A 25,565-nucleotide genomic window follows, 5' to 3' on the forward strand; every position below is an offset into this window, starting at 1 on the left:
GCAGGTAGAGTCTTGTTGGGCGTGTTGTGCTTATCATTGAAAGTATGTATTGATTTTTTGGGTAAATAACACCGGGCTTCAAAAGCATTGCTCGGAGAGCGGAGCGCTACGTGATTCGAGGTCTATCTCTTCTGGCCAACTAACTTTAGGGGCAATGCATCGAATAGGGCTTAATTGCGAATCATCATTCCAGTCACGGGGTGGGTGGACGAACTCGGGCATGGCCTGGGGGCCTTGTTGCATGAACAACTGAGCAAGTGCCCAGTACTGCTTTCCTTGCTCGATATCGTGGGTGAAGAACAGGCGGTCGATTACCTCTTCAGTGCCGGGCTTGATCACCGAAATCACGACGTTTTCGATTAGACCGCCATTGCCCATCGGTGCGTATACGCTGCAGGCTTCGGCGACCAGGTCATCCCAGTCGTAGACAACCGGGCGTATACCCCAGCGTTGGCGGCTGAATAGGTGGAGTCGGTCAAAGTGGTATTGGTAGAAATAGACTTTGCGCCGTAGCCGGTTGAAGCGGATGGGTTCGTCGCGGGGGAGTTCTATGTCCATGCGGATGGTGGGAATAATCAGCCAGGACATAAGGGTCGCAAATCCAAAGCAGGCAAGAATGAGGTGGGTTCCAATCTGAAGATTTTGTGTCAGCAGTAAATATATAATGAATAACAGCCAGATTACATTGATTGAAAGCATCAGTGTGCCGCCGATTATTCCAAATCCTCTGACGTTGAGGGAGCTTCTGGGTAGCTCAAGAAACGCTTCGTTAATATGGTTTGGCGAGGGTAGTAAGTACCTTGAATCTGGGTGCGGCTCTGGGCGTTCATGCGGTTTTGGTAAGTCATACTTCCAGCCTAGCGCACGGCGCGGTAGAAATTTCTGTTCTCTATTCACTTGTTTTTCTGCTCTTGAATGATTTCGGCGTATGCATCTACAGCGCTTCTGTCCGGCCAATAGGTGACAGACAATGTTGCCGCTAAGATGTTGTGCTTGCCGATATCGGGATTCAATTCGATGCTTCCGCTGATCTCTTCATGGTAAAAGTGTTCGCTTGTATGGGGGCGAGTTTGGTGTCTGGATTTATTCACCACGATGCTGTCTTTTTTGTAGTCAGGAAATTTTGGAAGTCGGGAGGCTTGTAGTGAAACCTGTCTCAAGGCTGTCGTGGAATGCGGTAAGGGGAGGAATTCGCCGTTTATAATAGTCTCGCCGCCCGTGTAGTTGGGTGAGTGACCATCTCCATGACGGTGCACAGTTAGCGTCCAGTGATAGGCGGATTTAGTCTCGTCAAAACCAGGGAGGATGATTCTGAATTTGATGTGCTGTAGCGTAGCTAAACTCGCCAGGCCTCCGATTTTCGAGCTGACTGTTGGATCTGCGTTGCGCGTCTCGAATCCGATTTGGGTGATGAGACCTAGTGTGGCGGCGTTGAGTTCGGCAAGGGCAATGTCCGCGTGCTCAGGTCTATTCCAATGAATGGCGGGTGTCTCATCGGCTTTACCGAAGTAGCATCGTCGAGCCCACCGCTCTAATGAGCTAGACTCATTATGTTCAGCCCATTTAGCTAAGCTATAGGCGGTTAGCGTCAACACTATCGCGATGCCCAATGGGCCAAGCAGTGCGGGACTTAGGACGGCAGTCATCGAGAAGTAAGCGCCGAAAGCGAATGTATATTTCGCGATCGAATAAGCACTAGATGCGTGCTTATCTCCCGCTGTAGATGTGCGCCTTGCGGCCAAGTGTGCTTGGGTTGCGTCATAAACTCCCGCTGCCGCACCAATTATCGAGCCAACTCTTACCAATGAATGGCCCACCGCTACCCCCGAGCTTGCGCCTGACGCCCCGGCCGCCGCCAACGCCGCGCTTTTCTGAACCTGCAAAGCGCTCTGCCGGACAATCAACCCGACCGCTTCAACGCTCCCCCCGAGTATCGCCAAGCTGGAGCCCTGCAATGCCAGCCAGGCTTCCATGGACTTATCGCCAATTTCGGCCTCGGCCTTTTGCATGTTCTTTTCCAGGCTGTCACTGAGCAGGTACAGCCCGCCCATGGCCAGCAGCAACTCCCAGCTTCCCGCGACCCCGCGCAGCCCTGTGAAACTGGTGCCAAGCAACTGCGCCGCTTGTCGCGAGGTCACCCGCAGGCCCTGCAGCGCCTGGCGCGCATTCGGCTCCAGGGTGCCCACGGCGACGCTCAGATCGAGCATCGTCACCTGCGCTGCCCGGTTCAATTCCTCAAGGCTGGCGCGTGTGCCATTGACCAGCGTGTCGCGCACTTGCTCTGCCGTTCCTTGGACCCAGACGCTGACGACAATCACGCTGTGCGCCAGCTTCGGATCGAGTACCGCCAGGCTCAGCAGCCCGTTCTGGATGATCGGCCGAACCTTGCGCAGGCTGGACTGCGACTGCTGCTGCAGCTCCTCAAGGCTCACGTGCATGCGCTCGCGGGCCTGGGCCATCGCGGCATTGGCGGTGCGCTGCATCTGCCGCAAGTGGGCACTTTGCAGGGCGTAGTACTCGCTGAGCTTCATCTGCACCTGCAACTCGACCAGCTGTACGCCGTTGTACAGCCACTGGCTGGCACAGTTCAGGCGCATCACCGCACGCTGAACCCCGGGGCCTGCCAGCGGGTGCAGGCGTTGGCTGGCCGCGTTGAGTGCGCCTTGCGCGTCGCTGATCGCTTGTTGCAGCGAAGTGCGCAGGCGCAAGCCGGCATCCTCGCTGGCAATGACCTTGCTCAGCGCCGCATAGAGCTTGTCGCTGTCGTTCCACTCGGTGGGATCGGTGATGGAGAAGCTTGGCAGCAAGGCCGCCAGCAACGACTGATCACGCAGGAGCAAGGCGCGATAGGGCGGGCTGTGCGGGTCTTGCAGCCACTTCAGCCAGAGCGCTGCGCTGCTGCCCGCAGCCGGCTGCGCCTCGGGGGTGGCGGTTGGCGCTTCGCTGATGCCGCCAGCCAGGCACAGCGCCATGGTCTTGCAGTAGGCAATGCCAGACTCGCGATCATTGCCGTCATAGTCGTATTGCTCGATGCGCTTGAACGTCGGGCTGGCGCACAGCGACGCGTAGAACCTGGCATTGAGGTCAATGTAATGTTGGTACTGCGCCTCCTGGCGGTCGTACTCGGCTTGGAAGGCGGCGCGCATCGGTTCGTGATAGCGCTGCTCGAGCCGCTCGTCGCTGTTCTGCGCCGTGTAATCAACTATTCGCTGGCGCTCCACCGCAGGGTCGACGAACAGCGGTGGGCCATCGCCGGTCTGCGCGTCGAACGCTGGCGTCTGTTGCTCGGCCCACTGCCGGTGCATGGCGCGGATGCTCAACAGCAGTTGCGAGGTTTGCAGTTGATAAGCCCGCAGCGGCTCTTCACGCCATCGCTGCCGGGTGGTGATCCAGTTCAGCCGCGCATGGTTGAACTCCTGCACCATGCCAACCGTGTCATCGAGGTCCAGGGCGAGCACACCGTGCTCCAACTGGTGCTTGGCGATGGCGTTGAGCACATAGCCGCGCAGCGCAGTCTGGCGCAGGAAGCGGCTGTGAAAGCCATGCACGCTGTCGAAGTCGCCGGGCAGTTGTTCGGCGTATTCGAAGACCTGGCGATCGACTTTGAGGGCGTCCGGGGTCATCGCCAGGCCCAGTTCGCCAGGGGCATTGCGCACCTGGGCCAGGTCCAGCACCTGAAAGCGCTCGGGCGGGGCCTTGCCATCGCGGTAGGCATTGAGCACGCTCGGCGGCCAGGCATCGCTGGAGAAGGCAATCCAGGCGCTGCTGTAGGTCTTGCTGTCGAGGGTGAGGAAGGCAGACGGGATGTCGTGGTCTTTGCCCACGCACCGTTTGGGCAGCGGCCGCGGCGGTGCCGGTGGGGGTTCGAGCGGGTTGAAGCGGCGCAAGTGAGCGTGTTCGGTGACCTCGAAGGCCTGCCAGACCTTGCGGTCGAGCAGCACATACAGGTAGCCCATGCGCAAGGTTCGCAGGCCCAGGCGGGTTTCCACGGGTTTGCCGCCAATTACGGGCGCGTTGTAGGCGGGACGGGTGTCGGGCACCAGCGCCCGGCGCAGGGGCAGGATTGGCAGGCCTTGGCGTTCGCAGGCCAGGCACTGGTCGGGGGGCATCGCCGACTCGGCGATGGCGTGGGCGATGTGCCGGCTGATGGTCATGAGTGCACCTCGGCTGCTGGCAAAGTGGTTGTCACGTGTTTCCAGTTCGCATTGGTGTATTGAGCGAACTGCTGCCCAAGCGATCGCTGCCCCTGCGCAGCGCTGTCGATCATGGCGCGCACGCTAGGGTGGTTAGGTAGCGCCGGGTGCAGACATAGCTGGTGCACCACCAGGTTGAGAATGTCGTCGACTGCGCTCAAGCCGAGCGCTCGCGCGTGACGGATATGTTCGGCCGCCTGCGTGGCCGCAAAGCGGGTGATGGGCGTGAGTTGTTGCGCCAACGGACCTGTACGCAATGCCCGCCAGCTAGCCAGCACTGCCTCGATCAACGCCGTTTCTTCCTGGTCATCGCCAGCGTTAGCGGGAATCGGCCGGCGGGGCTGAGCTTCGCCGGTTACCCGAGCAGGAGCGCCGCCGCTGGTTAGAAACAGCCAATGCTTGATTGGCCACCAGTGGCCCTGGTCCGCTTGAGCGAAGGCTCCGGCATACAGCTCAAAACGCACCGGTTCGAACAGCGGGTAAAAACCTACTGCGCCGGCACTGTTCTGAATTCGCCCCATGGACGACAGATAAGCGGCAGTCGCAGGGGCGGGTGCGCTGCTAAATAGCCACGCGCATACCTGGCGTTTACGGCGCCGCAGATCCCTTATCGCGGCGCTTGCTGTCTGCTCAAGCAAGCGCTGGCAAAGGCTGTTACCGGGGGATGCCAGGCAGGCCAGGATCGGCAAAGTTTCAGGAGAGTGGGCGAGGTCTGCACGCCAAACCCGGGTCAACGCACTTTCGCCCAATGCCTGGCGCAAACTGCCCAAAAGCGTCTGATCACTGGTAGCGGCTATCGCCAAGGGGTCTAGGAGTACGTAGCAGTACAGCTGGGGATCGTGATGTTTGCCGACGTACTCGATCAAGGCCTGGGTGCTCATTAGGCGTTTTCCTCGCACCGGTTGCCTTCGTCAGCAAGCAACTCCACGACCACGCTGTTACCGGCACCGGGGGTACTGGCTTGGGTCGGACCCTTGAACGTGAGCGTCAGGCCATCGAGGGTGATGCCGTGTTGATCCAGAATGATGCTGCCGCCGGGGCTTCTGAACTCAATGCGCTCATTTACCTGTAGTTGGTAGACAGTGGTCTGATGATTGACACCCTGACCGACGCTCACGGTCTGCCGGCCGTTGACGACCAGCTCGTTATCGCCGCCAACTGTTTGGTAGTGATTGGCATGGGTTGACTCGCGGCGCTCGTTACCCACCTGCTCGAGCAGATCCTGGCCAATGCTCACTTGGCATGTTCGACCTATGCTGTGGCTATGATCGCGACCCGTTTGCTGTCGTAGGTCGTTACCCACCGCGGTTTGCTCATCGTTACCCACGCGCTCGACACGGTTGCGGCCGATGCAGCTTGTTTCGTCATTACCAACGTGGTTGTTCTGATCCCTCTGCGCATGAATGAACACCTCCTCATGCCCCAGCTCATCCTCGAAACGCAGTTCGTTGAAACCTTGGCCCTTGTGGGTCTGGCTTTTGATGGTCATGCGCGTCTTGTGCTTGGGCAGCTCGTACGGCGGTAGCTGGTTGGCGCAGTAGGTGCGGCCGGTGATCAGCGGCTGGTCGGGGTCGGCATTGACGTAGTGGATGATCACTTCCTGGCCGATCCGTGGGATGGCCATCGCGCCCCAGCTGCCGCCGGCCCAGCCTTGCGAGACGCGCACCCAGCACGAGCTGAACTCATTTTCCTGGCTGTCGCGGTCCCAGGGGAAGCTGACCTTGACCCGGCCCCATTCATCGCAATAGATCTGCTCGTTGGCCGGGCCGACCACGGTGGCCATGTGCGGGCCGTCGATATGCGGCTTGGGCAGCAGGGCGGGTTTCCACTCGATGCGCCCGGGAATCAGCGTCGCCTGTTGCAGGTAGCGGGTGCCCTGGTCGGCGCCCACCGCCTCTTGCTGCAGGCTGGTGAACTGGCAGCCCTCGTGGTGCACGCCGATCACCCGCCAGTGGGCGTTGAGGTCTTCGCGCGGGTGGTCGATCAGGTTGAAACTCAAGCCTGGTTGCAGGCGCACATCGTCGCCTTCGACCTGGGCGATGCGTGCATCGTGGCGCAAGGCGGTGAGGCGGTTGTGGGTGAACGGCTTGCCGACCACATCCCGCTTGTAGCGTCCGGGATAGTCGAAGCGCTCGTAGGCCGGGGACTGGTGCTGCAGGTCGCTGGCCGTGGCGGCATGCTCCTGGCGGTAGGCGGGGTGCTTGAAGCTGTAGTCGCGCTGCACCTGGCGGGCGCTGCGCACCTGTTCGCTGTAGCGAAAGCGGTGCAGGGCGGGTTTGGCCTGATCGCCGCCGCCGTTGGGCTGGTAGAGCACGGCGATGGGGTCGGCGTCGGGTGTTTCGACGTCATCGACGAAGCCTTCATCGTCGTCTTCGGCCTTGATCACGCTGCGGCTGATCAGGCCCATCTCCAGCAGGCGGTCGGTGATGATCAGTTGATGGCCGGTGGCGCTGTGCTCGAAGCTGTAGATAAAGCCTTCTTCGGCGGCCAGGCGGGACAGGAAGTCGAGGTCGGTTTCACCGGCCTGGACACAGAACTCGCGAACCTGATGGTCGAAACAGGCCACCAGGCTGACATTGCTCAGCCGCTGGGCCTGGAACATCAGTTCAAGGATTTGCGGCACGGTCTTTTGCTGGAAGATCCGCCAGTTCGAACGCAGGCTGGCGCGGGCCAGCTGTGGTTCGACCAGCGCCTGGTAGCGGGTGCGAGAGAAGCCGCTGTCACCCTGGCTGAAGCTGCTGACCAGGCCGTGCACGTAGCGCACCGGGCGTGGGCCGTCCCAGATAGTGAACAGCACAGGCTGGTCGAGCAACTGGGCAAAGTCGACGTCGGCGTCTGCGCTGACCAGCTCCAGGTTGAGCTTGAACGGGGTGCTCAAGGCTTCATCGAGGGTGAACGAGACCACCTCGAATGCGGCGTCGCCGACCAAGGGTTGCAAGCTGTAACGAAGATCGGATTGGCGGGGCATACAAGTCCCTGTGCGCGGTCTGAGAAAGAAAATGCCCGGGCAGGCTGACCCTGCCCGGAGCACTGCTGTCAGGAGGCGATAGGTTTGCGCCAATCGTCAGAACCCTCGGTCCCCGAGGTTTCGTGGGTCCAGGTGATTTTGCGATAGGACAGGGATACTTCGATCAGTTGGGTGTAGTTCTCGTTCTCCTTGTCTTGGGCGTGCGGCAGCACGGTGTTGATGTCGACGATGGTTGCGTCCTCAAGCTTGGTCGTGAAGAAATGCTCCTGTTTGCCCTCCACTGAAGTGCGGTACCAGTTGACCTCGACGGTTGGCAGCATCTCTCCGCTGGCCAGTGCGCCATACATCAGCGGCGTGGCTTTGTTCAGCGCGCTGGTGAAGATGAAAGGCTTGTGCACCCGTTGGCCGGCAGGTTGACCACTCTGCGGATCGGTCGGGACGCTCACCTGGTGTTTGATTTCCTGTACCAGGATCTCGTCTTCATGACCCTCGACAAAGACGTTGCCGACCGAGTCGGAGGTGAAGGCTCCAGCAGTGATGTTGCCCTGGGTTTTGCCTTCGATCTTGATGTAAGCGGGTGTTGGCATGGCAGACTCCTGTGTCCATGTAAAAGCACGCAACCCTCAGGGGCAGGCGTGGCCATCGCGGGTCGATGGGCTTGTCAGCAAGGCATGGGCCTTGCTAATTCGTTGAATTCCAATCACGTGCTTGCCGGTCACTGCAGGATGCCGTTGAGCGACTGCAGCACCTCGGTAGTAATCACATGCAGGCGGTAGCTATAGAAGGCGTATAAGGCGGCAAGGGCGACTGCGCTGATCACCAGTGGGCTCCACCACGGCCATTGGCGGTTCATCCGAAAGTTACGCGGCGCGACATTGGTCAGTGGGTCGCTCAAGTACTCCGGGACCGGGCCTCGCAGTTCTCGAATCTGCCGGTGTAGCTTGACGATGAGGTTCTGCAAGGCCTCGTCGCCCTTGGGCAGGATGGCGTATTTGCCCTTCAAGCCCATGCACAAGCACAGGTACATGAACTCCAGCACCTGCTGATAGCGCTGCGGTTCGAGCATCATTCGCGAGAGCACGGTAAAGAACTTTTCCCCGCCCCAGGTTTCCTGGTGAAAATCGCTCAGCAGCGGCTGTTGGCTCCAGCTGGAGTTCTTGCCCCAGGGGGTGCTCATCACGGTTTCATCCAGGTAGAGGCACAAGGAGTAGGAATAGGCCAGCAGGTGCGCAGGCTCATAGTTGTGCTGGCGCAGCTCTGCCAAGACGCTAGTGATCTGGTTGTGGACGTCCTTGTACAACTGCTTGATGTCTTGATGATCGTCCAGTGTCTGCAAGCGCATGGCCAAGCCAAACAAGGGCATTGCCGCATCGATCATGAGGTTGCTGAAGGCGCCGCGCAGTTGAAATTGCGGGTCGGCTGGGTAGCCCGGGTAGTCGGCTGGGGCCGCGCTGCGCGATGCCGCGCTATGGGGTTGTTCGAGCAGGCCGTGCAACTCGGTATCGATGGCGCCAGGGGTATTTTGCTTGTCGCTCATGTCATTCGCTCCTGATCGCCCACAACTGCAACTCAAGCCCTGGGAACTCGCCGGCGATGTGCAAGCCAAAGCCGCTACTGTCGTTCATCACCTGCCAAGCCGGATTGCGTCGATCCAGCTCGAAGTAACTAAAGCCTGCATGGAACGGCAGCTCGCGCGGGGCTACCGGCAGCGGCAGCAGCGGAATACCAGGCAATTGCAGCGGCACCAGATCGGTCAGCGCTTCAAGTGAGGTGACCTTGGCTTTCTGCGTGAACTGCTGGCGCAGCGACTCTGCTGGCACGCTGGCGCGTATCGCCAGGATGAACTGCGCGCTGTCCAGCAGGCGCCGGTCTTCGAGGGTTGCGACCAACACACCGTATTGGCGTTGCTCAAGCGGCAGTGACACCGCCCGAGGTTGCAGGACAATGCTCAAGGTGCGCCGCAAGGCGTCTTCCAGCGGTTTGAAGGAAGTGTGCAACGCGCTGTGCTGATAAGCCGGATACTCCTGTGGCAAGCGACTCTCATCCGTGAAGGTCACCAGTTCGCCACAGGCTTGGCTCATGGCCAGGTACAACTGCTCAGGGTGGGTATGCGGCTGTCGCGCCAGATGCTGGAAGCACGGCCACCAGCGGTTCATGGCTTGCAGCAGATTGAAGTCACTGATGTCGGCCACCCCCGACTGTCCTGACGAACCTATCCGTGCCGCAAGGTTGCGAGCGCGCTCGCGCAGGGTGTTGCAGACTTCATCGAGAAAACGTTTGAGCGAGGGCACCGCTTGCACAGAGATGCAGGTGGGGTAGACGCTTTCGTCCAGCACCAGGCTGCCGTCGGGGCGACGCTCCAGGATGCGCCCCAAGGCTAGGCGGGTGTAGGCGCTGGCGTCTTCACTGTCTCGTTTGAGTTGCAGGTTGAGCACTGCCAGGTCCACAGCCGCGATGTCGCCGTCGTCGGTATGGGTATCCTTGATATCTTCGGTGTTGGCGATGTAGCGATAGTTGGCGCTGCTGTCTGGCCAGCGTACTTCACGGCCGCCGTCGCTGCGCAGTGGCAGGCACAGGTACACGTCGTTCTGGTGCGTGAGGTTGTCGATGATTTCCAGCGGTGCAGGAGGCGGCAAGTCGCCGGGGATGTCGAACACCGTGCCGTCGGGCATGACGCCCCGAGCCCGGGTAATGGCGATCTTGCCAAAGCATAAGTACTCCTGATTCAGCTGCAATTCGCTGAACCCATAGAACGAGCTATTGAGGCTGCTCAGGCGCTGGTGAACGGCGGCTTCGCTGGCCCTCGCCAACTGCTGAAAGTGTTGCGGCTTGACGAACAAGCCTTCGCGCCAGACGACAGGGTTGCGTGAGCTCATGGGCGCTCCGAATCAGAAGGGAAGGTGCAGAGGGACAACAGCCAGGTGAGCATCAGCTTTCTTCCTTGAGCAGGATCTGTGAGTCGTTGATCTGTACGGCGAGCACCACCTTGCGACCCCGCGGCTGGACGCGCAGGACCTGCTTCCAGGTGGTGTCCTGTTGGTTGCTGTAATTAGCAATTACGGCAATGAAACGGGTGTCGGCATCGAGCGCTTCGAAGGGCACGAACTTGAACTGACCTGGCGTCAGGAGATAGTCGTCGTCACGTATGTAAGTGCTGCGCAGGGCCTTGGCCGGGTCTTGTTCCAGGCCCGAAAAGACGGCGTTATGCAGCAGTGAGTCGTCACGCAACTGGAAGATCTTGATGGCGATGGGCGTGGCGATCTGCTCAGCCGATACCGTCTGCGGCTGCGCCAGGCTCAGGTGCACTGCCGGGTCGTCGTAAGTGCCTGGGCTGCTGTCCTCCATGGACGAGCGCGGCAGGGTTGGTTGTTCCTGTTCCTGTTCCTGTTCCTGTTCCTGTTCCTGTTCCTGCTCTATAGGAGACACGGCTGGAAATTGCTCTTGCAGATACGCCAGCAGTACTTCGACCTTTTCAGTCAAGACCTGTGGGTTGCCAGCAGTGAGACTGACTGCATAGGGGCTTGGCTCCAGTACTGCATCGGCAACCGTGGCATCGAGGCTTCGTGGGTTGCCATTGAGGGTGGGGCTGGCATACAGGCTGAAAGCAACCTGGGTTGGCTGATCACTCGCAGCGCCCACCGGTATGCTGGGGTCCATCAATACCTGGCCAACCTTGCTCAAGACCGTGCAGCCCAGCAGGGGTAGAAACAGTGCAGCGATTATCAGGGGACGCAGCTTCACAGCTTTTCCCCTGGGCGGATATTGGTCATGGTGGTGTCTCCTGCAGGGTGCAAAGTAGATGGGGCTTCCAGTGCCAGTAGGGGGTCGCAGCCACTGTCGGCTTTGAACGCCTGGCAGATGTCGAGCACGGCGGGACAGGTGGGGGCTGCTGGCTCCAGGTCCAGGGTGCCGGCCGGCAGATCGTTCACCAGGGCATCCAAGAGGCGCTTGCCAGGCTCGAACAGTTCTTCCAGGGCGCCGCGACTGGCCAGCTGGCTGGGTGGGTCGCGGTGATAGTGGACCAACACGCGATGGGCGCCGATACGCAGGCAATCGCCTTCCTGCAGGCGCACCGCAGCTGTGCCTGCAAGGCTCATCTGGTTGTCATTGAGGAAGGTCTGGCCGCAACGATCAACGGCGCAAAAGCTCTTTTCAAGCCAACGAATCTCGCAATGGATGGGCAGAATGCGTCGCTCGCGATCGATCAACAGCCAGTCGGCGCCGACGCTGCCGAGCGTGCCGCCGCGGTTGTCGAACTGATGGCTGACGGTGACGCCATGCTGCAGTTGATCGGGATTGCTGATAGTCAGGGTGATCTTCATGAGCGCACCCTGATGAGTACCTTGGGGCTGGTCGCGCCGTGCCGATCATCGATAAAACTGGTCCAGCCCAGGTGGCTGCCTTGCGAGCGGCTTAAGTTGAACGGCGGCAGTTGCTGCTGTTTGAGGCGCAGCTCCAGGTCGTAGGCCAGGCCATCACGCAGGAGAAAATCAATCAGCGCCCGCAAACGCCCAAAATTGATACCGCTGGGCAGGAAGTCGCGTAGTTGGGCTTGGTCGAGATCACCAATCAGAATGGCGAACTTGCTGCTGCGGGTTCGGCTGCGATCACCGACAATGAAAGCGCTGCCCAACTGGCCATTGGTCAGGCCAAGACTGACCCTCTGGCGGACATCGAATGACACCGAGCGCTTTTCAAATTCGCGGATCTGCACCTGCCGCAGATCAAAGCAGTGGGCGATGATCCCGGCCACCGTGCCGGGGGCGCGGCTGCGGCTGGCAATCACCCCGGCAAAGCTGAGCAGGCGGCTCCAGGGCAATGCCGTATCCACCCGCAGTTGCTCGTTACCCAGGCCGATCAAGGCGTAGATATAGGCAGAAAAGTGGTCGCTGGCTTGGGTCTGGAAGCGGATGTAATAGCGGTACTTGCGCCAGATCCGGTGGAGCAGGCTGAGCAAATAGTGATTGAAGAAATCGAAGAATGCCGGGCGCACGCCTTTGCCCTGGGCATGCTCGTAAGCGAGCTGGTCCAGGTAGTAGCTGGGCAGCGGTGAGTCTGTACCGTGCAGCCCCAGGAAGGTGGTGCAAACCCGGTAGCGGTCATCGTTGTCTGCCCGCTGCGGCAGGCGCTGCGCCTCCAGCACGTCGGCCACCGGAAAGGTCAGGCGAGGGTCGCTGCCAAGGCGTAGCCGCGGCTGCGTAGCATCTGCTGGCCTATGTGGCTCAAGGTCATCATCGTGCAAGCCATGCAGCCTCTCCAGCAATTGGAAGAAATTGTGCAGATGAGCTTCGGCGAGCAGCGTGTCGGCTAGATCAGCGGTTGTCTGCCGGTCAGCAAGGGCCATGTGTAGTGCTCGTTGTTGGTGGTGTTGATCACTTCCAGTTGATGGAAGGAATTGATGCTGGCGTAGAGGGCAAAGAAGTGCGACAGCACGCAGCCGAACAGGTACAGGTCGCCTTCGCAGCGAAAGGCGTCCTGATCGAGTTGCAAGTGTGTGCGCAAGCCGCGTACGGGCAGGCCCTTGATCAGCCAGTCCAATGGTTCGGTCTTGGCATGGCCAATGCCATCGAGGCGCTTGCGCGTGGCGCGTGCCTGCTGAATGTCATGCAGGGCAGCGAAGTCGTAGGCGCCGAGCACCGCCTTGAGCGGTTCGGCCGAGAGCAGCGAGAGATAGTTCAGCGACAGGTTGGAGATCAATGTCCATTGCAGCTGGCCATCCAGTACCGGTCGGTACGGCCGGGTCGGTCGGCAGATGTTGCGGTAGCTGGCCAGCGGTGGAGTGGCCTCGGTGGTGACACTGATATCGCCAATGCCCAATGCCAAGGGTAAATCCCGATTGGTACAGGTCAGGTCGACCGAGGCGGTTTCCAATTGCCCGACATACAGGCTTTCGTCAGCGCGGACGAACGCCATGCGGTGCACCAGCCCGTCGCCGCGCAACGACTCTTCAATCCGGCAGCGGTAATACAGCGCGGTGCGTCCCTGGGCGTGTTCGATTTCATGGGCGAACGATTCAAAAGGTTGGAACACGCGCAGCTGTTCACCTCGGCTGCCATCTGCGGTTACTCGCCAGCTGGCCACGCGGTCGACGCTGAAGATCTCGTAGGCCTTCGGGCGCTGACCACTGGGCGTCAGCCGCACCTGCTCGGCCTGGCCAGACAAGTCGATGGGTTCGGCGCTGTGCTCGAACAGGTTGATGGCCGGCGTGCAGAACAAGCTGAAGTCAGCTCTGCTGATACGTATCGTGCTGGGCAGTGGCCGGGTGAAGTGAAACTCGATGCGCACCCTGCGGCTGTCCTGGTTCGGCCACAGCTGGGTGAGGCCGGTCAAGCTGAAGAAGTGGAAGCGCTGCGGGAAGACAAAGTACTCCTGCACAATCCGGTAGCCGTCGAAGACGTTGCGCGGATAAGGCAGCAAGGCCTCTTCGGGGCTAAAACCGGGAAAGCTGACGGTGCAAGCCGGTAGCCTGCGCACTTCACCGTTGATGATCACGCTGATGTTCTTCAGGTATTGCGATAGCCACAGGTACAGCGTTTGAGCGCTGCCATGATCGCCACTGAGGTGGAAGTCCAAGCTGTGGCAGGCCAGGGTGTTCAGCGGGCGCTCAACCAAGGTGTTCAGGTCAATGGCAACGCTGCAGTTATCGAGTGTCTGTGTGGCACTGGCCTGGTGGATCTCAAAAGGATGAAGTGTGACCTCGGTACAGGTTCGATACTCGCAAGCGATGCCGTCCACAGGGCGGGAAAACAGCCGTGAGCCCTTGGCTACGCGTTGTGACTCACTCAGAGACTGCTCCAGCGGGGTGAACTGGATTATCGTTGCGCTGGGCAGCGGCCGTAGGTAATTGGGCCACAGCATCTGCAGCATTGAATGGGTCAGCTCTGGCAGGTCATCGTCGAGTTTCAGGCGCAGTTTTGCCGTGAGAAACGCGAAGCCTTCGAGCAGCCGCTCGACATCTGGGTCGCTACTTTCTTTACCTAGATATTGCGCGAGCTGCGGGTTGTCCCGAGCAAAGTCGGCACCCAGCTCGCGTAAATAACGCAGCTCTTCGCTAAAACGTTGTTTCAATGGCATGGGTTACCTCACCCGGGTGTAGCGGTTTTGGCCGTTGACCAGCAACTCGATCTGCAACTGCTCGGCACGGTTGTTTACCCGCACTTGGCAATCGAGGCGAAAGTGCAGCTCCAGCGGGGTATTGGCGTCCGGTACGCCATGCAAGGTGCGAATGCGGATGCGCGGTTCATAGCGTCCAATGGTGCGGCGGATGTCGGCACTCACTTGAGCCAGCAAATCACCGCTCCTCAGGTCGTGGCCGTTGAAGTCGCGCAGGCCCAGGTCAGGGCTGCTTTGCGAGCAGCCCTGACGAGTATTGAGCAGTGTCTCGAGGTGGTGCTTGATGGCCTCGAATGTCTGGCCTGCCTGTTCATGGCGGCATTGCTGTCGACTGGGTGGGTTATCTGCAGCCAGGCGATCGAACAGGCTGCTCATTCGGTATCGAGCCGACCGACCAGGGAGATCTCGAAATTCGCTCCCATGTACTTGAAGTGTGGCCGCACAGCCAGGGATACCTGGTACCAGCCCGGATCACCGGCAACTTCCGAGACTTCGACTTTGGCGGCGCGCAGTGGTCGACGGCTGCGTACATCGGCCGAGGGGTTTTCTTGGTCGGCGACATACTGCTTGATCCACTTGTTGAGCTCGCCTTCCAGGTCGGCGCGTTCCTTCCAGCTGCCGATCTGTTCACGCTGGAGCACTTTGATGTAGTGGGCCAATCGGTTGACGATGAACAGGTAGGGCAGTTGGGTGCCGAGCTTGTAGTTGGTTTGCGCCTGCTGGCCTTCTGGCGTCCTGGGGAACGTCTTGGGCTTTTGTACCGAATTGGCCGAGAAGAACGCCGCGTTGTCACTGTCCTTGCGCATGGTCAGGGCGACGAAGCCTTCTTCGGCCAGCTCGAACTCCTTGCGATCAGAGATCAACACTTCGGTCGGTATCTTCGCCTGCAGTTGACCCAAAGACTCGTACAGATGCACGGGCAGGTCTTCGACGGCGCCTCCGGATTGTGGGCCGATGATGTTCGGGCACCAGCGGTAGCGAGCGAAGCTGTCGTTGATGCAGCTGGCCATCAGGAAGGCGGCGTTGCCCCACAGGTAATTGTCATGCTGACCGTTGATGGTCTCGTCATAGCTGAAGCTGCTGATGGGTTGCTCATGGCGGTCGTAGACCGAGCGCAGCATGAAGCGCGGCAACATCATGCCGACATGGCGAGCGTCTTCGCTGTCACGGAACGATCGCCATTTAGCGAATCGCGGCCCCTCGAAAATGTCTTTGACCTCCTTGAGGTTGGGCAAATCTTCGAAACTGCTCAAGTTGAAGAATTCAGGGGCGGGTGCGGTAATGAACGGCGCATGGGACATTGCACCTACCGAAGCAACATAACTTAATAGCTTTATATCGGGCGAGGAGGGGCCGAAGTTGTAATTGCCGACCATGGCCGCCACCGGCTCGCCACCAAACTGGCCAAAACCTGCGGTATAGACATGTTTGTAGAGCCCGCTGCTGGTGATGTCGCCGGCATTGTCGAAGTCTTCGAGGAGTTCGGCTTTGCTGACGTGGAGCACTTCGAGTTTTATGTTTTCGCGAAAGTCGGTGCGGTCCACCAGTAGTTTCAAGCCGCGCCATGCCGATTCAAGTTGCTGGAACTCGGGTTGATGCAGGATAGCGTCCATTTGTTTGCTAAGGACTCGGTCGACCTCAGCAATCATCTGGTCCACGCGATGCTTGTTGATCAGTTGATCAGGCTCATCGCTTTTGAGGATGTTGGATATGAATGCAGCGACGCCCTGCTTCGCGACTTGATAGCCTTCTTGACTGGGAGTGAGCAGGGTCTCGGCCATGATCTGGTCGAGCAAGGTCTGGTTGCCGATTGTCTGGTCAGCAACGTCAGAGGTGAGGGTCTGGGTATTTTGGCTGGGCATGGTGACGCTCCGTTGTCAGTGCTTCATTGACCTGATGCTCAGGTCTTGGCTGCTTCAATCTTGTTCGGTGGCTTCGATCACCAGGTCCAGCTCATGGGCAAGCTGCTTGCGTGCTTGCTCGTCAGTGAGCAGCTGTTGCAAGTGTTTGCGAAAGGCAGGGACGTTGCCCAGCGGGCCTTTCAGGGCCACCAGGGCTTCGCGTAACTCGAGCAACTTGTTCAGTTCGGGCACTTGGCGGGCGATTTGGTCTGGGCCGAAGTCATTGATCGAGTTGAATTGCAGGCGCACTGCCAGTTCAGCATCGGGGGCTGCGCTGAGGCTCGAAGGCACGGCCATGCTCAAGCTCACCGCAGCCTCGCTCAGCACGCTGTTGAAGCTGTGCTTGTCGATGCGCATGAGCTGGCGATCTTCCAGAGTACGTGTATCGATCAGGCCGAAATCGCCCAAGACCAGCATCTTGTGGGGCAGTTCTATTTCGGCCTGCTGGTCGCCTGTGGCAGGTACGTATTTGATGTTGATACGTTCTTTGGGTGCAACGGAACTTGAGCTTTTAGCCATGCGCTATATTAACTCCCTGTTAAGTTTGTAGGATGTTTCTTACAGTGCTTCCTGTTAGGGTTGCTTTTGTAGGTTTATTCTGACAGTTGATGTTGCATTTGTACTTATTGTTTATTTGAGCTTTTGCTTTGTATTTAAACGATGCATGGCTGAAAGTGGCTTGGTCGAGTTTAAAAGTGTAAAGAAATATTTGTTTGTGGCCTGGCCTGAATCTGCTCTAAGCTCTGCGCTTGTCGAGTTTTCTAGCTTTGTACGCGGCGCATTGCTCTTCAGGTAAATGCTTTGGAAGTGTGCGTCCGTATGGGCGTATGAGAGTGGAGTAGAGCTGCGGTGAACAAACAATGCACTTATGGAATGGGTGTTTTATTGTTGCTCGGCTTGGGGCAAGTGTTCGCCGAGCCTGAGCGCGATTGCACGCGAATTGTTTCCAATGTCGAGCGTTTGGCCTGTTTTGATGAGGCGGCCGGAACCCCTTCGCGGGTGCCGCTGGTAAAAGCCACGTGGTCAGCACCGGAGCTGAGCGCACCTAGCGTGGCTCGGGTCATGACCAATGAGGCCCAGCGAATGCCGGACGACCTGGCGTTTCGCATGAGCGTGCAGCGTGAGGGGCAAGTGGGGCAGACGCGACTGGTGATTTCGGCGCCTGCGATCGCCGCGGTCGAGCCGCGGCCCTACCTTGCCATCAGTTGCGTGCAGAACATCTCCAGATTGCAGTTGATCACCGCGCGACCTGTTGAGGGCAGCCGAGTGATGGTGCAGCTGCGCACCGAGCATCAGGCGACCAGTGTGCAGCCCTGGCAAGTCATGGAAAACGGCCAAGTGTTGGATGCTGGCCGGGGTCTACCGGCCATTGAGCAGATCAAGGCGTTGATCGGCGCCAAGCGGATCCACATCGTCAGCGACCATCCGGCGCTCGATGGGCTGAGTTTCGATGCTCAAGGGCTGGACCCTTTGATTGATCAGGCGCGCCAAGCATGTCGTTGGTAGCCAGGGTGTCGAGCGATGACATCGCCAGGCTGCTGGCGCCCATTGACCTCAAGCTTGCCGCGGGTCTGTTCGATATCGAGGATGAGACCTACCAGGCGATCGATCAGGAGATGGTCAAGCTTGGCGGATTGCATGAGGGGGCTATCGATTGGCCATTCATCGAGGAAGCCTCCCGTCAGTACCTCAGTAGCCACTGCAAGCATTTGCGTATCGTCGGCCATCTGGGTGTCGTGTGGTTGCGCAAGCGCTGCTGGGAGCACTGGTGCCACACGCTGCAGTTGCTGGCGGGCATGGTTGAACACTATTGGGAAACCGCCCATCCCAAGCCCGGCCCAACGGGATTTCTGGGCAAGCGCAAACTGGTTGGTGTGCAGGTCAAGCGATTGACCGAAGCGCTGCCTCAGCTCGACCGCTTTAGCTACACACCGGCCTGTGCCGAAACGGCGCAGAAGGCAATTGCCTCCCTGTTGCAACAGGCGGGCTCGGCGCAGCTTGATCTGCCGGCGTTGCAGGCGCTTGAGCGCTTGCTGGTAAAGCACAGCGAGTCTGTCATTGGAGTCGGTAACGAACCTGCTGGCAAGCCTGTTTCACCCGCCCGCAATGCTACCCCGCTCGCTGAAGCATTCCTCCCGGCCAAGACCACCGTGTCGCTCGGCAATGAGCGCGAAACTCGGCGCGCGGTGCTGAGCATGGCCGAGTTCATCAATCAGCAAGACCTGTATGACCCGACCGGCTATCAACTGCGAAGGTTTGGCTTGTGGGCGCACATCCAGGCTGCGCCGGGCGCCAGGCAGGATCATCGCACCGAACTGATGTCGGTCCCGGCAGACATCGTCAGCGGATACGAGGAGGCGCTGTCGAGTACCGCTATTGATCCGGCCCTGTTGCTGCGAGTGGAGAAAAGCGTCACTGCCTCGCCGTATTGGATTCGCGGCAGTTTCCTCGCTGCAAGCATCGCATCGCGTTTGGCCATGGCTGAAGTCGCCGAAGCGATCCGCTGCGCAACGGCTCGCTTCGTCCGTCGCTTACCCGCCGTGCAACAGCGGTGTTTCAGCGATGGCGTAGCGTTTGTCGATGAGCAATGCCTGGCATGGCTCAAGGGCGCGGAAGCATCGCCTGCCCAGGCCGCAGGCTCGCAAGAATTTTCTGGGCTGCGCGAAGCGTTGGTCGAGCAGATGGAGGTTGAAGGGGTGGAAGCGGTGCTGTTGCGCCTACAGGCCCTGCAAGCACAGCACAGTTCGCCGCGCGAGCGCTGCCATACCACGCTGATCGCTGCCGATCTGCTCGGTGCCCGTGGCGTGTCTTGGCTGGCTCACGACCTGTGCGCCAGTGTCGCCCGGACCATGCAGGCCACCACCGCCCAGCTGTGGGAGCCGGAGGTTTATCAAAAGCTCAAGCACTACGCAGGCACATCATCACTGATTGACCAGGACAAGGAGTAGCAGTCCCTGATGAGCACATATTGGAGACATCTGAAACGTTGGGGCTTGCTGCTGGCCACCCGCGCAGGGCTGGCCATGCCGCTGCTGCTCGCAGTGGGTGGGGTGTTGTTGCTGGTCGCCATCTGGTGGCTTGGCCCGCAGTGGACTTGGCGTGGGCAGCAGCCACTGGCCAGTCTTGCGCACCGCAGTATCGCCAGTTTGCTGGTGGTACTGGTGCCCTTGCTATGCGGGTCGCTGGTGCTGGGCGCGCGTCTGCGTCGCTTCCAAGCACAGCGTCAGCAGGAGGCCGCTGTCGAGGCAGATCCGAGCCTGCCGTTCGTGCAAGCACAGGAGCGAGCGCTTGATCGAGGGCTGGCAAGCTATCTGGACAATGCCGGCGGCCGTCGTGCGCTCTATCAGTTGCCGTGGTACCTGGTTGTCGGCGAGCAAAACGCTGGCAAGACCAGCTTCATCACCCGTTCCGATCAGCATTTTTCTCTGACCCGTATCAGCAAGGCACAGGCCCTCAGTCGCCAGGATGACGACCTCGCCTATCCAGTGGACTGGTGGATCAGCAATGAAGCAGTGATCATCGATCCGCCCGGCGAATTGATTACCCAGCAGTCACTTGAGGGCCTTGTGCCTGACGCTGATGGCAAGCCGTCAGCCGTCCTGCCTGCGGGCACTCAGGCCAAGCTCTGGCTGCACCTGCTGGATTGGCTGGCGCGCAAGCGCAGCCGTAGAGCCTTGAATGGTCTGGTGCTTGTGGTCGATCTGGCATCGTTGTTGCGTTCGACGCCCGAGCAGCGCATGGCCTTGGCTGATGTGCTGCGTACCCGGCTGTATGAGGTGAGCCGTCAGCTGGGCTCACGTTTGCCTTTATACGTGGTACTGAGCAAGTTCGATTTGCTTGACGGCTTCGATCAGCTTTTTGCGCGCATGAGCCAGTCTCAGCGAGAGCACATGCTTGGATTCAGCTTCAAGCTCGATGCCATTAGCTCATTCGACGCGTGGCTGGATGAGCTGATCGCCCATTACGATCAGTTGATCGAGATCGCCCAAGAAATGGTGCTCGATAGCATGAGCGGCTTGAGCAGTGCTGAGCAGCGCCAGCGGCTGGTTTCGTTGCAGGGGCAGTTGATGGGGCTGCGCCCGGCATTGATGACGTTCCTTCGACACGCATTGGCCAGCGATCGCTTCACGACGCCGGCACTGGTGCGCGGACTGTACCTGTCTTCGGTGTTTCAGCAGGGAGAGATGAACAACGCGTTTGTCCGCGAAGCGGCGCAACCCTACAACGTTCTGCCACCGCTGAGCGATGGCAAGCCGCAAGGCAAAGCCCTGGTCTATTTTGCCCAGCAGGTGTTCAAGCGGGCGATATTTCCCGAAGCGGGATTGGCGGGTGACAACGTCAAGGTCGCTCGCGACAAACGCCGTCTGTTGTGGCTGAGTTCGGGCGTTGGTGTGCTGGCCTTTGCCGTGCTTGGGGCAAGCTGGCATCGCTACTTTGATCACAACCGGGACCAAGCGATCAGCGTGCTGGCCAAGAGTCAGGCGTTCAGCGATGGCGAAGTCGATCAGCGCCTGGATCCTACCGGCCGCAACCTGCTGGTGCCTTTGGATCAGATCCGAGATGCCGTTTCGGTGTTTGGCGACTATCGCGCTGCGTGGCCGGTGGTGGCCGACCTTGGTCTCTACCAGGGCCGTGCAATTGGTCCGATGGTCGATCAGGCATACCTGACGCTACTGTCGCGGCGTTTCCTGCCGGCCCTTGCCAGTGGGGTCGTCGACGCGATGAATGCCGCCGCCGATGGTAGCGAGCAACAGATGGCGGCGCTCAGGGTCTATCGGATGATCGAGGACCGGCAGAACCGGCGAGCGCAGTGGGTAGAAGATTGGATGGCACACCAGTGGCAATCTGCCTACCCTGGGCAGGGGCAGCTACAGCGTGACCTTATGCGGCACTTGCAGTACGCCTTGGCCTACGCCGACACCGATCTACCGCAGTTCCGTCAACGAGTCAGTGAACTCCAGCAGATACTGGGTAAAGTCCCGCTGGCGCAGCGCGTCTACGCAAGCCTTAAGCGGCAGGCTCAAGATCAGTTGCATACAGGCTTGGATTTGCGCCATCAGATAGGGCCTGCGTTCGACATCGTCTATCAGCCAACCTCAGCAAACGTGGCTGCGAGCGACGGCATCCTGCTGGCGCGATTGCTGACGGCGAAGGGTTTCAGGGACTATTTCGAACCGCACAGCGAGCACATCACGGACATGGCCATGATCGACCAGTGGGCCCTGGGTGAGCGGCGTCAACTGGACTACTCCGCGGCCGACCGCGCTGCATTGACTGAGAAGATCAGCAGCTTGTACCGCGCTGACTACATCGACAGTTGGCGACGAGCGTTGAATGAGTTCGCGGTGACGGACTTTCACGACTTGAGCCATGGGGTGTCGGTCCTCGACCAGATCACAGGACCGGCAGCGCCGCTGCGCCGCTTGTTGGAGACTGTACGCGATAACACCACCATCGACTCGTTGACCGCCGCGCAGTCCAAGCAAGCAGGGGCTATCACGGCACTGGGGGGAGGCGGGGAGCCTGCCCAGCAACAGGCCGGAGGAATACGCAGGGCGTTTATAAGCTTGAATGAAATGCTTGAGGCGAGGGGTGAGCGGCCAAGTTATTACGACGAAACCCTTGGCGCGATCACCGCGCTCTATGACTACGCCAAGGCCGTGCAAGATAGCCCCGATCAAGGCAAGGCTGCCTTGCAGGTGGTGCTGCAGCGCTTTTCGATGAAGGGACCTGATCCGATTGCAACCCTGCAGCGGGTCTCAACCGGCCTGCCTGAGCCCATCCGCCAGCAGGTTAAAAAGGTCGCCGAGCAAACTGCCCAAGTGTTGGTAATCGAAGCCTTGCGAGAGCTGGAGCGGCGTTGGGATGCTGAGGTCTACAGCTTCTTCCAGCAGCGGCTTGCGGGGCGTTATCCATTCGTTGCACAAGCCCCCGATGCGGCGTTGGATGATTTCGAGGCCTTCTTTGGGCCCAAGGGGCGCCTGCAGCAATTCCAGGATCAATACCTTAAGGTGTTCCTGAAGGACAACCTCGATGCACTTTATGCCGACAATCGTGGCGGCTACCTGATACGCACCGATGTCATCGAGCAGTTGGAAGTAGCAGATCGAATCCGCGAAACCTTTTTCGATCACCGAGGCAATTTGAGTGTGCAGTTCAGCATCGAACCCTTGGGGCTCAGTGCGAACCAGCGTACCAGTGTGCTTGACCTGGATGGCCAGCTGATTTCCTACACCCATGGTCCTAGCTTGATCACCGGGGTGATCTGGCCCAATACCTTGAACCCGCAGGTGCGTAGCAACCTGACCTTGCTCAAGCTCAATGGCAACAGCAGCAGTCTTGAGTATCGTGGCCCGTGGTCGATGTTCCGCTTGCTCAGTCGGGGCGCGCTCAATGGGCGTACGGCGACCAGTGTCGACCTGAGCTTTCGTACAGGAGACGGCATGATGCGTTATCAACTGAGTTCGGAGAAAGCATTCAACCCGATCACCCAACAGCCGTTCAAAGGCTTCCGGCTACCGCGCACCTTGCTTGAGCAAGGTAGCCCGCGGGTGGTTCAGGCTGGGTTAACCAGCAGTGGCGTACGCTAGGCGCAAGAAGCGAGTCGAAAGCAAAACCGGGCCATCAAGGCCCGGTTTTTTATCGTGTGATAGACCACTTACTCGGTTGTCTTCGGCGCCCAGCGCAAGATCACGCAAGCGATCACCGCCGACAGCAACGACCCCAGCAGAATCCCGATCTTGGCCTGATCGATCAGCTCCGGCTGCCCTGGAAACGCCAGCTCGCCAATGAACAGGCTCATGGTGAAGCCGATTCCGCAGAGCATTGCCACCCCGTAAATCTGCAGCCAGCTGGCGCCCTGCGGTTTAGAGGCCAAGCCGGTTTTCACTGCCAGCAGCACCCCCGCGAACACGCCCAACTGCTTGCCCAGCAACAAACCCAGGGCGATCGCCAGTGGCAGTGGTGCCAGCGCATCGCTCCAGCTCAGGTTGGCGAACGAAACACCGGCGTTGGCAAAGCCGAATACCGGCACGATCAGGAACCCCACCCAGGGCGCGATGGCGTGCTCAAGTTTGAGCAGCGGGCTGTCGCTGGCGCCTGCGCTGTACGGAATCAGCAGGGCGCCGACGACGCCGGCAATGGTCGCGTGGACACCCGACAGCAAGGTGAAGTACCACAGCGCCGCAACGCCGATCAGGTAAGGCCACAGTGTCACTACGCGCATGCGGTTAAGGCCCAGCAGCAGGGCAACGATGCCCGCTGCAGCGCCCAAGGCGAGCAGGTCGATCGATGAGGTGTAGAACAAGGCGATGATCGCCACCGCGCCCATGTCATCGATGATCGCCACCGACACCAGCATCACCTTCAACGACAGCGGCGCGTGCTTGCCGAGCAGCGCCAGGGCGCCGACGGCGAAGGCGATGTCGGTGGCGGCGGGGATCGCCCAGCCGCTGGCCAGGCCCGGTTCGACCGCTGAAACCTTGAGGTAGATCAGCGCGGGTACGGCCATGCCCATTAGCGCCGGCAGCGCCGGCAGGCGGCGTTGCTCCCAGGTCGCCAGGCGGCCGTCGACCATCTCGCGCTTGATCTCCAGGCCAACCATCAGGAAGAAAATCGCCATCAGGCCATCGTTGACCCAGTGGTGCACGGTCATCGGGCCGAGCTTGTCAGTGAAGGTCGGGCCTACCGGTAGATGCAGCAGGTGTTGATAGGCGCTGGCCCAGGGGCTGTTGGCGATGACGATGGCCAGGGCGGCAGCGAGCATCAGCAGCACGCCACCAGCAGCCTCGCTGGCCAGCAAGCGCTGCAGCAAGGGCCGCCGCTCGGCGGTAGGTAGGGAAACGTTCATGGGAAGGTCCTCGTTCATGGATTCGCCCTCGATGCCGCTGCGGTTGGCCAACTAGCGAGCACAGCAAAGCGCTGGCGGGGGTTGACCCGAACCAGTGCGGCGGTAGGCGAGAAGAAGGGAAGGGGCGTGCGCAACCCAGCTAAAAAAAGCGGGAACGGAAAACGCCATAGACATTGGACAGCTGCGTGCAACATGGACGGACTCTCGGAAAACAAATGAATGTTCTCCGTATTCGGGATGGCTCCCGGGCGCACGCAGCACACGCCAGGCGGCAATTTTACAGAGTATTGGCGGCAATGTTCCAGTTTAATGCATCGAAATGTTGCTAATAGCCGTTTTTGCTCAGCAGCGGCCTATCCCTAGGCACGTGCGTTAGATGCGCTCCTCAAGCCGTCACGGGTCAGCAGTGGCATGAGCTGGCTCGAACTGGGTTGCTTGACCTTGCTTGTTAAAATGCATATTAGGTTATTCCTAAAATCAATTTAATTAATTACGCAATGCTCTATAGAGTCTGTTCCAGACAGCTAGTACCTGGCCAGGGACAACCCTTAAGGAGCACCATGCCAATCCGCTCGCGTTTTCTGCTTTTCGCCGCCGCTTTGCTGGCGGCTACCCAGGCGCTCGCCGCCGACCGCCTGACCCTGCGCATTGGCGATCAGAAGGGCAACATGCGCGCCCAGCTCGAGGCCGCCGATGCCTTGCGCGACTTGCCCTACGACATCCACTGGGCCGAGTTCCCCGCCGCCGCGCCGTTGGCCGAAGCATTGAATGCTGGCGCCATCGATGCCGGCATCATCGGCGATGCGCCGCTGTTGTTCGTACTGGCCTCCGGAGCGCCGATCAAGGCAGTTGCGGTGGACAAATCCGATCCCTATGGCACGGCGCTGTTGGTGCGTCCGGATGCGCCACTACAGTCTGCAGCTGATCTCAAAGGCAAGCGCATCGCGACCGGCCGCGGCTCGATCGGTCATCATCTGGCACTCAAGGCTTTGGATAAGGCCGGCCTGAGTGAAAAGGACGTTGAGTTACGCTTCCTTGGCCCAGTCGACGCCAAGATCGCATTGGCCAATGGCTCGGTCGACGCCTGGTCGACTTGGGAACCCTATACCGCATTGGCCGAGTTGAGTGGCCAGGGTCGGGTGCTGGTCGATGGCCGTGGCCTGTCCAGCGGCAACAGTTTTCTCGCCGTGACCGATAAGGCGCTGCACGACTCAGACCGCCGTGCGGCTTTGCAGGACTACCTCAAGCGGCTGGCTGGCGCCCAGGTGTGGGCGTATCAGCACCTGGATAGCTATTCGCACACCCTGGCCAAGATCATCGGATTTCCCGAGGACGCCGCTCGCCTGCAGTTCGAGCGGCGCCAGTTACGCTGGCAGGCTATCGACGCCAAGACCATCGCCGAGCAGCAGGAAACCGCCGACTTCTACCACGCCCATGGGCTGATGCCTCAGCGCCTGGATGTGTCACCCACTTTTGCCAAAGACTTCAGCGTGCCGAACGCCGAGGCCGTTGCGGCGCAACATTGATCGGGAGAACAGCTC

19 protein-coding genes are annotated in these 25,565 nt (G+C 59.8%); 4 read left to right on the top strand and 15 right to left on the bottom strand.

From position 1 onward, the window contains the following. Nucleotides 1-78: 78 nt before the first annotated feature. The 14 genes from HU737_RS26120 to tssB all read right to left on the bottom strand — a co-directional run bounded on the left by HU737_RS26120 (nucleotide 79) and on the right by tssB (nucleotide 16,694). A complete protein-coding gene (locus HU737_RS26120) occupies nucleotides 79-897 on the bottom strand; it encodes a DUF6708 domain-containing protein (RefSeq protein ID WP_367616010.1) in 819 nt (272 codons plus the stop codon). Then, the gene (locus HU737_RS05670; RefSeq protein WP_217838522.1) at nucleotides 894-4,154 is read right to left on the bottom strand and encodes a T6SS effector BTH_I2691 family protein; all 3,261 of its coding nucleotides are present in this window, start codon (nucleotides 4,152-4,154) and stop codon (nucleotides 894-896) included. The genes HU737_RS26120 and HU737_RS05670 overlap by 4 nt, the downstream gene beginning before the upstream one ends. Continuing rightward, nucleotides 4,151-5,074, bottom strand: a complete 924-nt coding sequence (locus HU737_RS05675; protein WP_186557774.1) for a hypothetical protein — start codon at nucleotides 5,072-5,074, stop codon at nucleotides 4,151-4,153. Before HU737_RS05675 ends, HU737_RS05670 begins: the two co-directional genes overlap by 4 nt. Continuing rightward, a complete protein-coding gene (locus HU737_RS05680; protein ID WP_217838523.1) occupies nucleotides 5,074-7,161 on the bottom strand; it encodes a type VI secretion system Vgr family protein in 2,088 nt (695 codons plus the stop codon). The genes HU737_RS05675 and HU737_RS05680 overlap by 1 nt, the downstream gene beginning before the upstream one ends. 68 nt (nucleotides 7,162-7,229) lie before the next feature. Next, nucleotides 7,230-7,748, bottom strand: coding sequence for an Hcp family type VI secretion system effector (locus HU737_RS05685; protein WP_186556843.1), 519 nt, complete (start codon nucleotides 7,746-7,748; stop codon nucleotides 7,230-7,232). 128 nt (nucleotides 7,749-7,876) lie between these two features. Continuing rightward, nucleotides 7,877-8,698: a type IVB secretion system protein IcmH/DotU gene (gene icmH, locus HU737_RS05690; RefSeq protein WP_186556841.1), complete on the bottom strand. Its 822-nt coding sequence runs from the start codon at nucleotides 8,696-8,698 to the stop codon at nucleotides 7,877-7,879. 1 nt (nucleotide 8,699) lies between these two features. Further along, a complete protein-coding gene (gene tssK, locus HU737_RS05695; RefSeq protein WP_186556839.1) occupies nucleotides 8,700-10,037 on the bottom strand; it encodes a type VI secretion system baseplate subunit TssK in 1,338 nt (445 codons plus the stop codon). Nucleotides 10,038-10,089: 52 nt separating this feature from the next. Then, a complete protein-coding gene (tssJ, locus tag HU737_RS05700; RefSeq protein ID WP_186556830.1) occupies nucleotides 10,090-10,902 on the bottom strand; it encodes a type VI secretion system lipoprotein TssJ in 813 nt (270 codons plus the stop codon). Beyond that, on the bottom strand, nucleotides 10,899-11,483 hold the full coding sequence (locus HU737_RS05705; RefSeq protein ID WP_186556825.1) for an FHA domain-containing protein: 585 nt from the start codon (nucleotides 11,481-11,483) through the stop codon (nucleotides 10,899-10,901). Before HU737_RS05705 ends, tssJ begins: the two co-directional genes overlap by 4 nt. Then, nucleotides 11,480-12,505, bottom strand: coding sequence for a type VI secretion system baseplate subunit TssG (gene tssG, locus HU737_RS05710; protein WP_186556822.1), 1,026 nt, complete (start codon nucleotides 12,503-12,505; stop codon nucleotides 11,480-11,482). Before tssG ends, HU737_RS05705 begins: the two co-directional genes overlap by 4 nt. Further along, nucleotides 12,469-14,235 (bottom strand): type VI secretion system baseplate subunit TssF, encoded by a 1,767-nt coding sequence (tssF, locus tag HU737_RS05715; protein ID WP_186556817.1) that lies wholly within the window; start codon nucleotides 14,233-14,235, stop codon nucleotides 12,469-12,471. The genes tssG and tssF overlap by 37 nt, the downstream gene beginning before the upstream one ends. Nucleotides 14,236-14,238: 3 nt before the next feature. Further along, nucleotides 14,239-14,649, bottom strand: a complete 411-nt coding sequence (tssE, locus tag HU737_RS05720) for a type VI secretion system baseplate subunit TssE (RefSeq protein ID WP_186556813.1) — start codon at nucleotides 14,647-14,649, stop codon at nucleotides 14,239-14,241. Further along, nucleotides 14,646-16,136, bottom strand: a complete 1,491-nt coding sequence (tssC, locus tag HU737_RS05725) for a type VI secretion system contractile sheath large subunit (RefSeq protein ID WP_186556811.1) — start codon at nucleotides 16,134-16,136, stop codon at nucleotides 14,646-14,648. Before tssC ends, tssE begins: the two co-directional genes overlap by 4 nt. Before the next feature lie 54 nt (nucleotides 16,137-16,190). Further along, a complete protein-coding gene (gene tssB, locus HU737_RS05730) occupies nucleotides 16,191-16,694 on the bottom strand; it encodes a type VI secretion system contractile sheath small subunit (protein WP_186556804.1) in 504 nt (167 codons plus the stop codon). Between the two features lie 354 nt (nucleotides 16,695-17,048). Between tssB and vasI the strand changes: the two genes are divergently transcribed. From vasI to tssM, 3 genes are read left to right on the top strand one after another with little or no spacing between them, the layout of a single operon-like run. After that, entirely contained in the window at nucleotides 17,049-17,681 is a 633-nt protein-coding gene (gene vasI, locus HU737_RS05735) for a type VI secretion system-associated protein VasI (RefSeq protein ID WP_186556802.1), read from the top strand. After that, entirely contained in the window at nucleotides 17,669-19,123 is a 1,455-nt protein-coding gene (gene tssA, locus HU737_RS05740) for a type VI secretion system protein TssA (RefSeq protein ID WP_186556800.1), read from the top strand. The genes vasI and tssA overlap by 13 nt, the downstream gene beginning before the upstream one ends. A gap of 9 nt (nucleotides 19,124-19,132) precedes the next feature. Then, entirely contained in the window at nucleotides 19,133-22,765 is a 3,633-nt protein-coding gene (gene tssM, locus HU737_RS05745) for a type VI secretion system membrane subunit TssM (protein WP_186556791.1), read from the top strand. Nucleotides 22,766-22,833: 68 nt separating this feature from the next. Here the strand turns inward: tssM and nhaA are convergent, their stop codons facing one another. After that, the gene (gene nhaA, locus HU737_RS05750) at nucleotides 22,834-24,024 is read right to left on the bottom strand and encodes a Na+/H+ antiporter NhaA (RefSeq protein WP_186556782.1); all 1,191 of its coding nucleotides are present in this window, start codon (nucleotides 24,022-24,024) and stop codon (nucleotides 22,834-22,836) included. A 560-nt stretch (nucleotides 24,025-24,584) separates the two neighbouring features. Here nhaA and HU737_RS05755 point away from each other — a divergent pair. Beyond that, entirely contained in the window at nucleotides 24,585-25,550 is a 966-nt protein-coding gene (locus HU737_RS05755; RefSeq protein WP_186556780.1) for an ABC transporter substrate-binding protein, read from the top strand. Nucleotides 25,551-25,565 lie beyond the last annotated feature (15 nt).

The organism is Pseudomonas urmiensis, assembly GCF_014268815.2.
GTDB classification, from domain to species: domain Bacteria; phylum Pseudomonadota; class Gammaproteobacteria; order Pseudomonadales; family Pseudomonadaceae; genus Aquipseudomonas; species Aquipseudomonas urmiensis.

What these genes read in the sequence shown, in the direction of transcription:
- HU737_RS05670 (WP_217838522.1), bottom strand. Translation starts at nt 4,154, where the DNA reads ATGACCATCAGCCGGCACATCGCCCACGCCATCGCCGAGTCGGCGATG.
- HU737_RS05675 (WP_186557774.1), bottom strand. Translation starts at nt 5,074, where the DNA reads ATGAGCACCCAGGCCTTGATCGAGTACGTCGGCAAACATCACGATCCC.
- HU737_RS05680 (WP_217838523.1), bottom strand. Translation starts at nt 7,161, where the DNA reads ATGCCCCGCCAATCCGATCTTCGTTACAGCTTGCAACCCTTGGTCGGC.
- HU737_RS05685 (WP_186556843.1), bottom strand. Translation starts at nt 7,748, where the DNA reads ATGCCAACACCCGCTTACATCAAGATCGAAGGCAAAACCCAGGGCAAC.
- icmH (WP_186556841.1), bottom strand. Translation starts at nt 8,698, where the DNA reads ATGAGCGACAAGCAAAATACCCCTGGCGCCATCGATACCGAGTTGCAC.
- tssK (WP_186556839.1), bottom strand. Translation starts at nt 10,037, where the DNA reads ATGAGCTCACGCAACCCTGTCGTCTGGCGCGAAGGCTTGTTCGTCAAG.
- HU737_RS05705 (WP_186556825.1), bottom strand. Translation starts at nt 11,483, where the DNA reads ATGAAGATCACCCTGACTATCAGCAATCCCGATCAACTGCAGCATGGC.
- tssG (WP_186556822.1), bottom strand. Translation starts at nt 12,505, where the DNA reads ATGGCCCTTGCTGACCGGCAGACAACCGCTGATCTAGCCGACACGCTG.
- tssF (WP_186556817.1), bottom strand. Translation starts at nt 14,235, where the DNA reads ATGCCATTGAAACAACGTTTTAGCGAAGAGCTGCGTTATTTACGCGAG.
- tssE (WP_186556813.1), bottom strand. Translation starts at nt 14,649, where the DNA reads ATGAGCAGCCTGTTCGATCGCCTGGCTGCAGATAACCCACCCAGTCGA.
- tssC (WP_186556811.1), bottom strand. Translation starts at nt 16,136, where the DNA reads ATGCCCAGCCAAAATACCCAGACCCTCACCTCTGACGTTGCTGACCAG.
- tssB (WP_186556804.1), bottom strand. Translation starts at nt 16,694, where the DNA reads ATGGCTAAAAGCTCAAGTTCCGTTGCACCCAAAGAACGTATCAACATC.
- vasI (WP_186556802.1), top strand. Translation starts at nt 17,049, where the DNA reads ATGGGTGTTTTATTGTTGCTCGGCTTGGGGCAAGTGTTCGCCGAGCCT.
- tssA (WP_186556800.1), top strand. Translation starts at nt 17,669, where the DNA reads ATGTCGTTGGTAGCCAGGGTGTCGAGCGATGACATCGCCAGGCTGCTG.
- tssM (WP_186556791.1), top strand. Translation starts at nt 19,133, where the DNA reads ATGAGCACATATTGGAGACATCTGAAACGTTGGGGCTTGCTGCTGGCC.
- nhaA (WP_186556782.1), bottom strand. Translation starts at nt 24,024, where the DNA reads ATGAACGTTTCCCTACCTACCGCCGAGCGGCGGCCCTTGCTGCAGCGC.
- HU737_RS05755 (WP_186556780.1), top strand. Translation starts at nt 24,585, where the DNA reads ATGCCAATCCGCTCGCGTTTTCTGCTTTTCGCCGCCGCTTTGCTGGCG.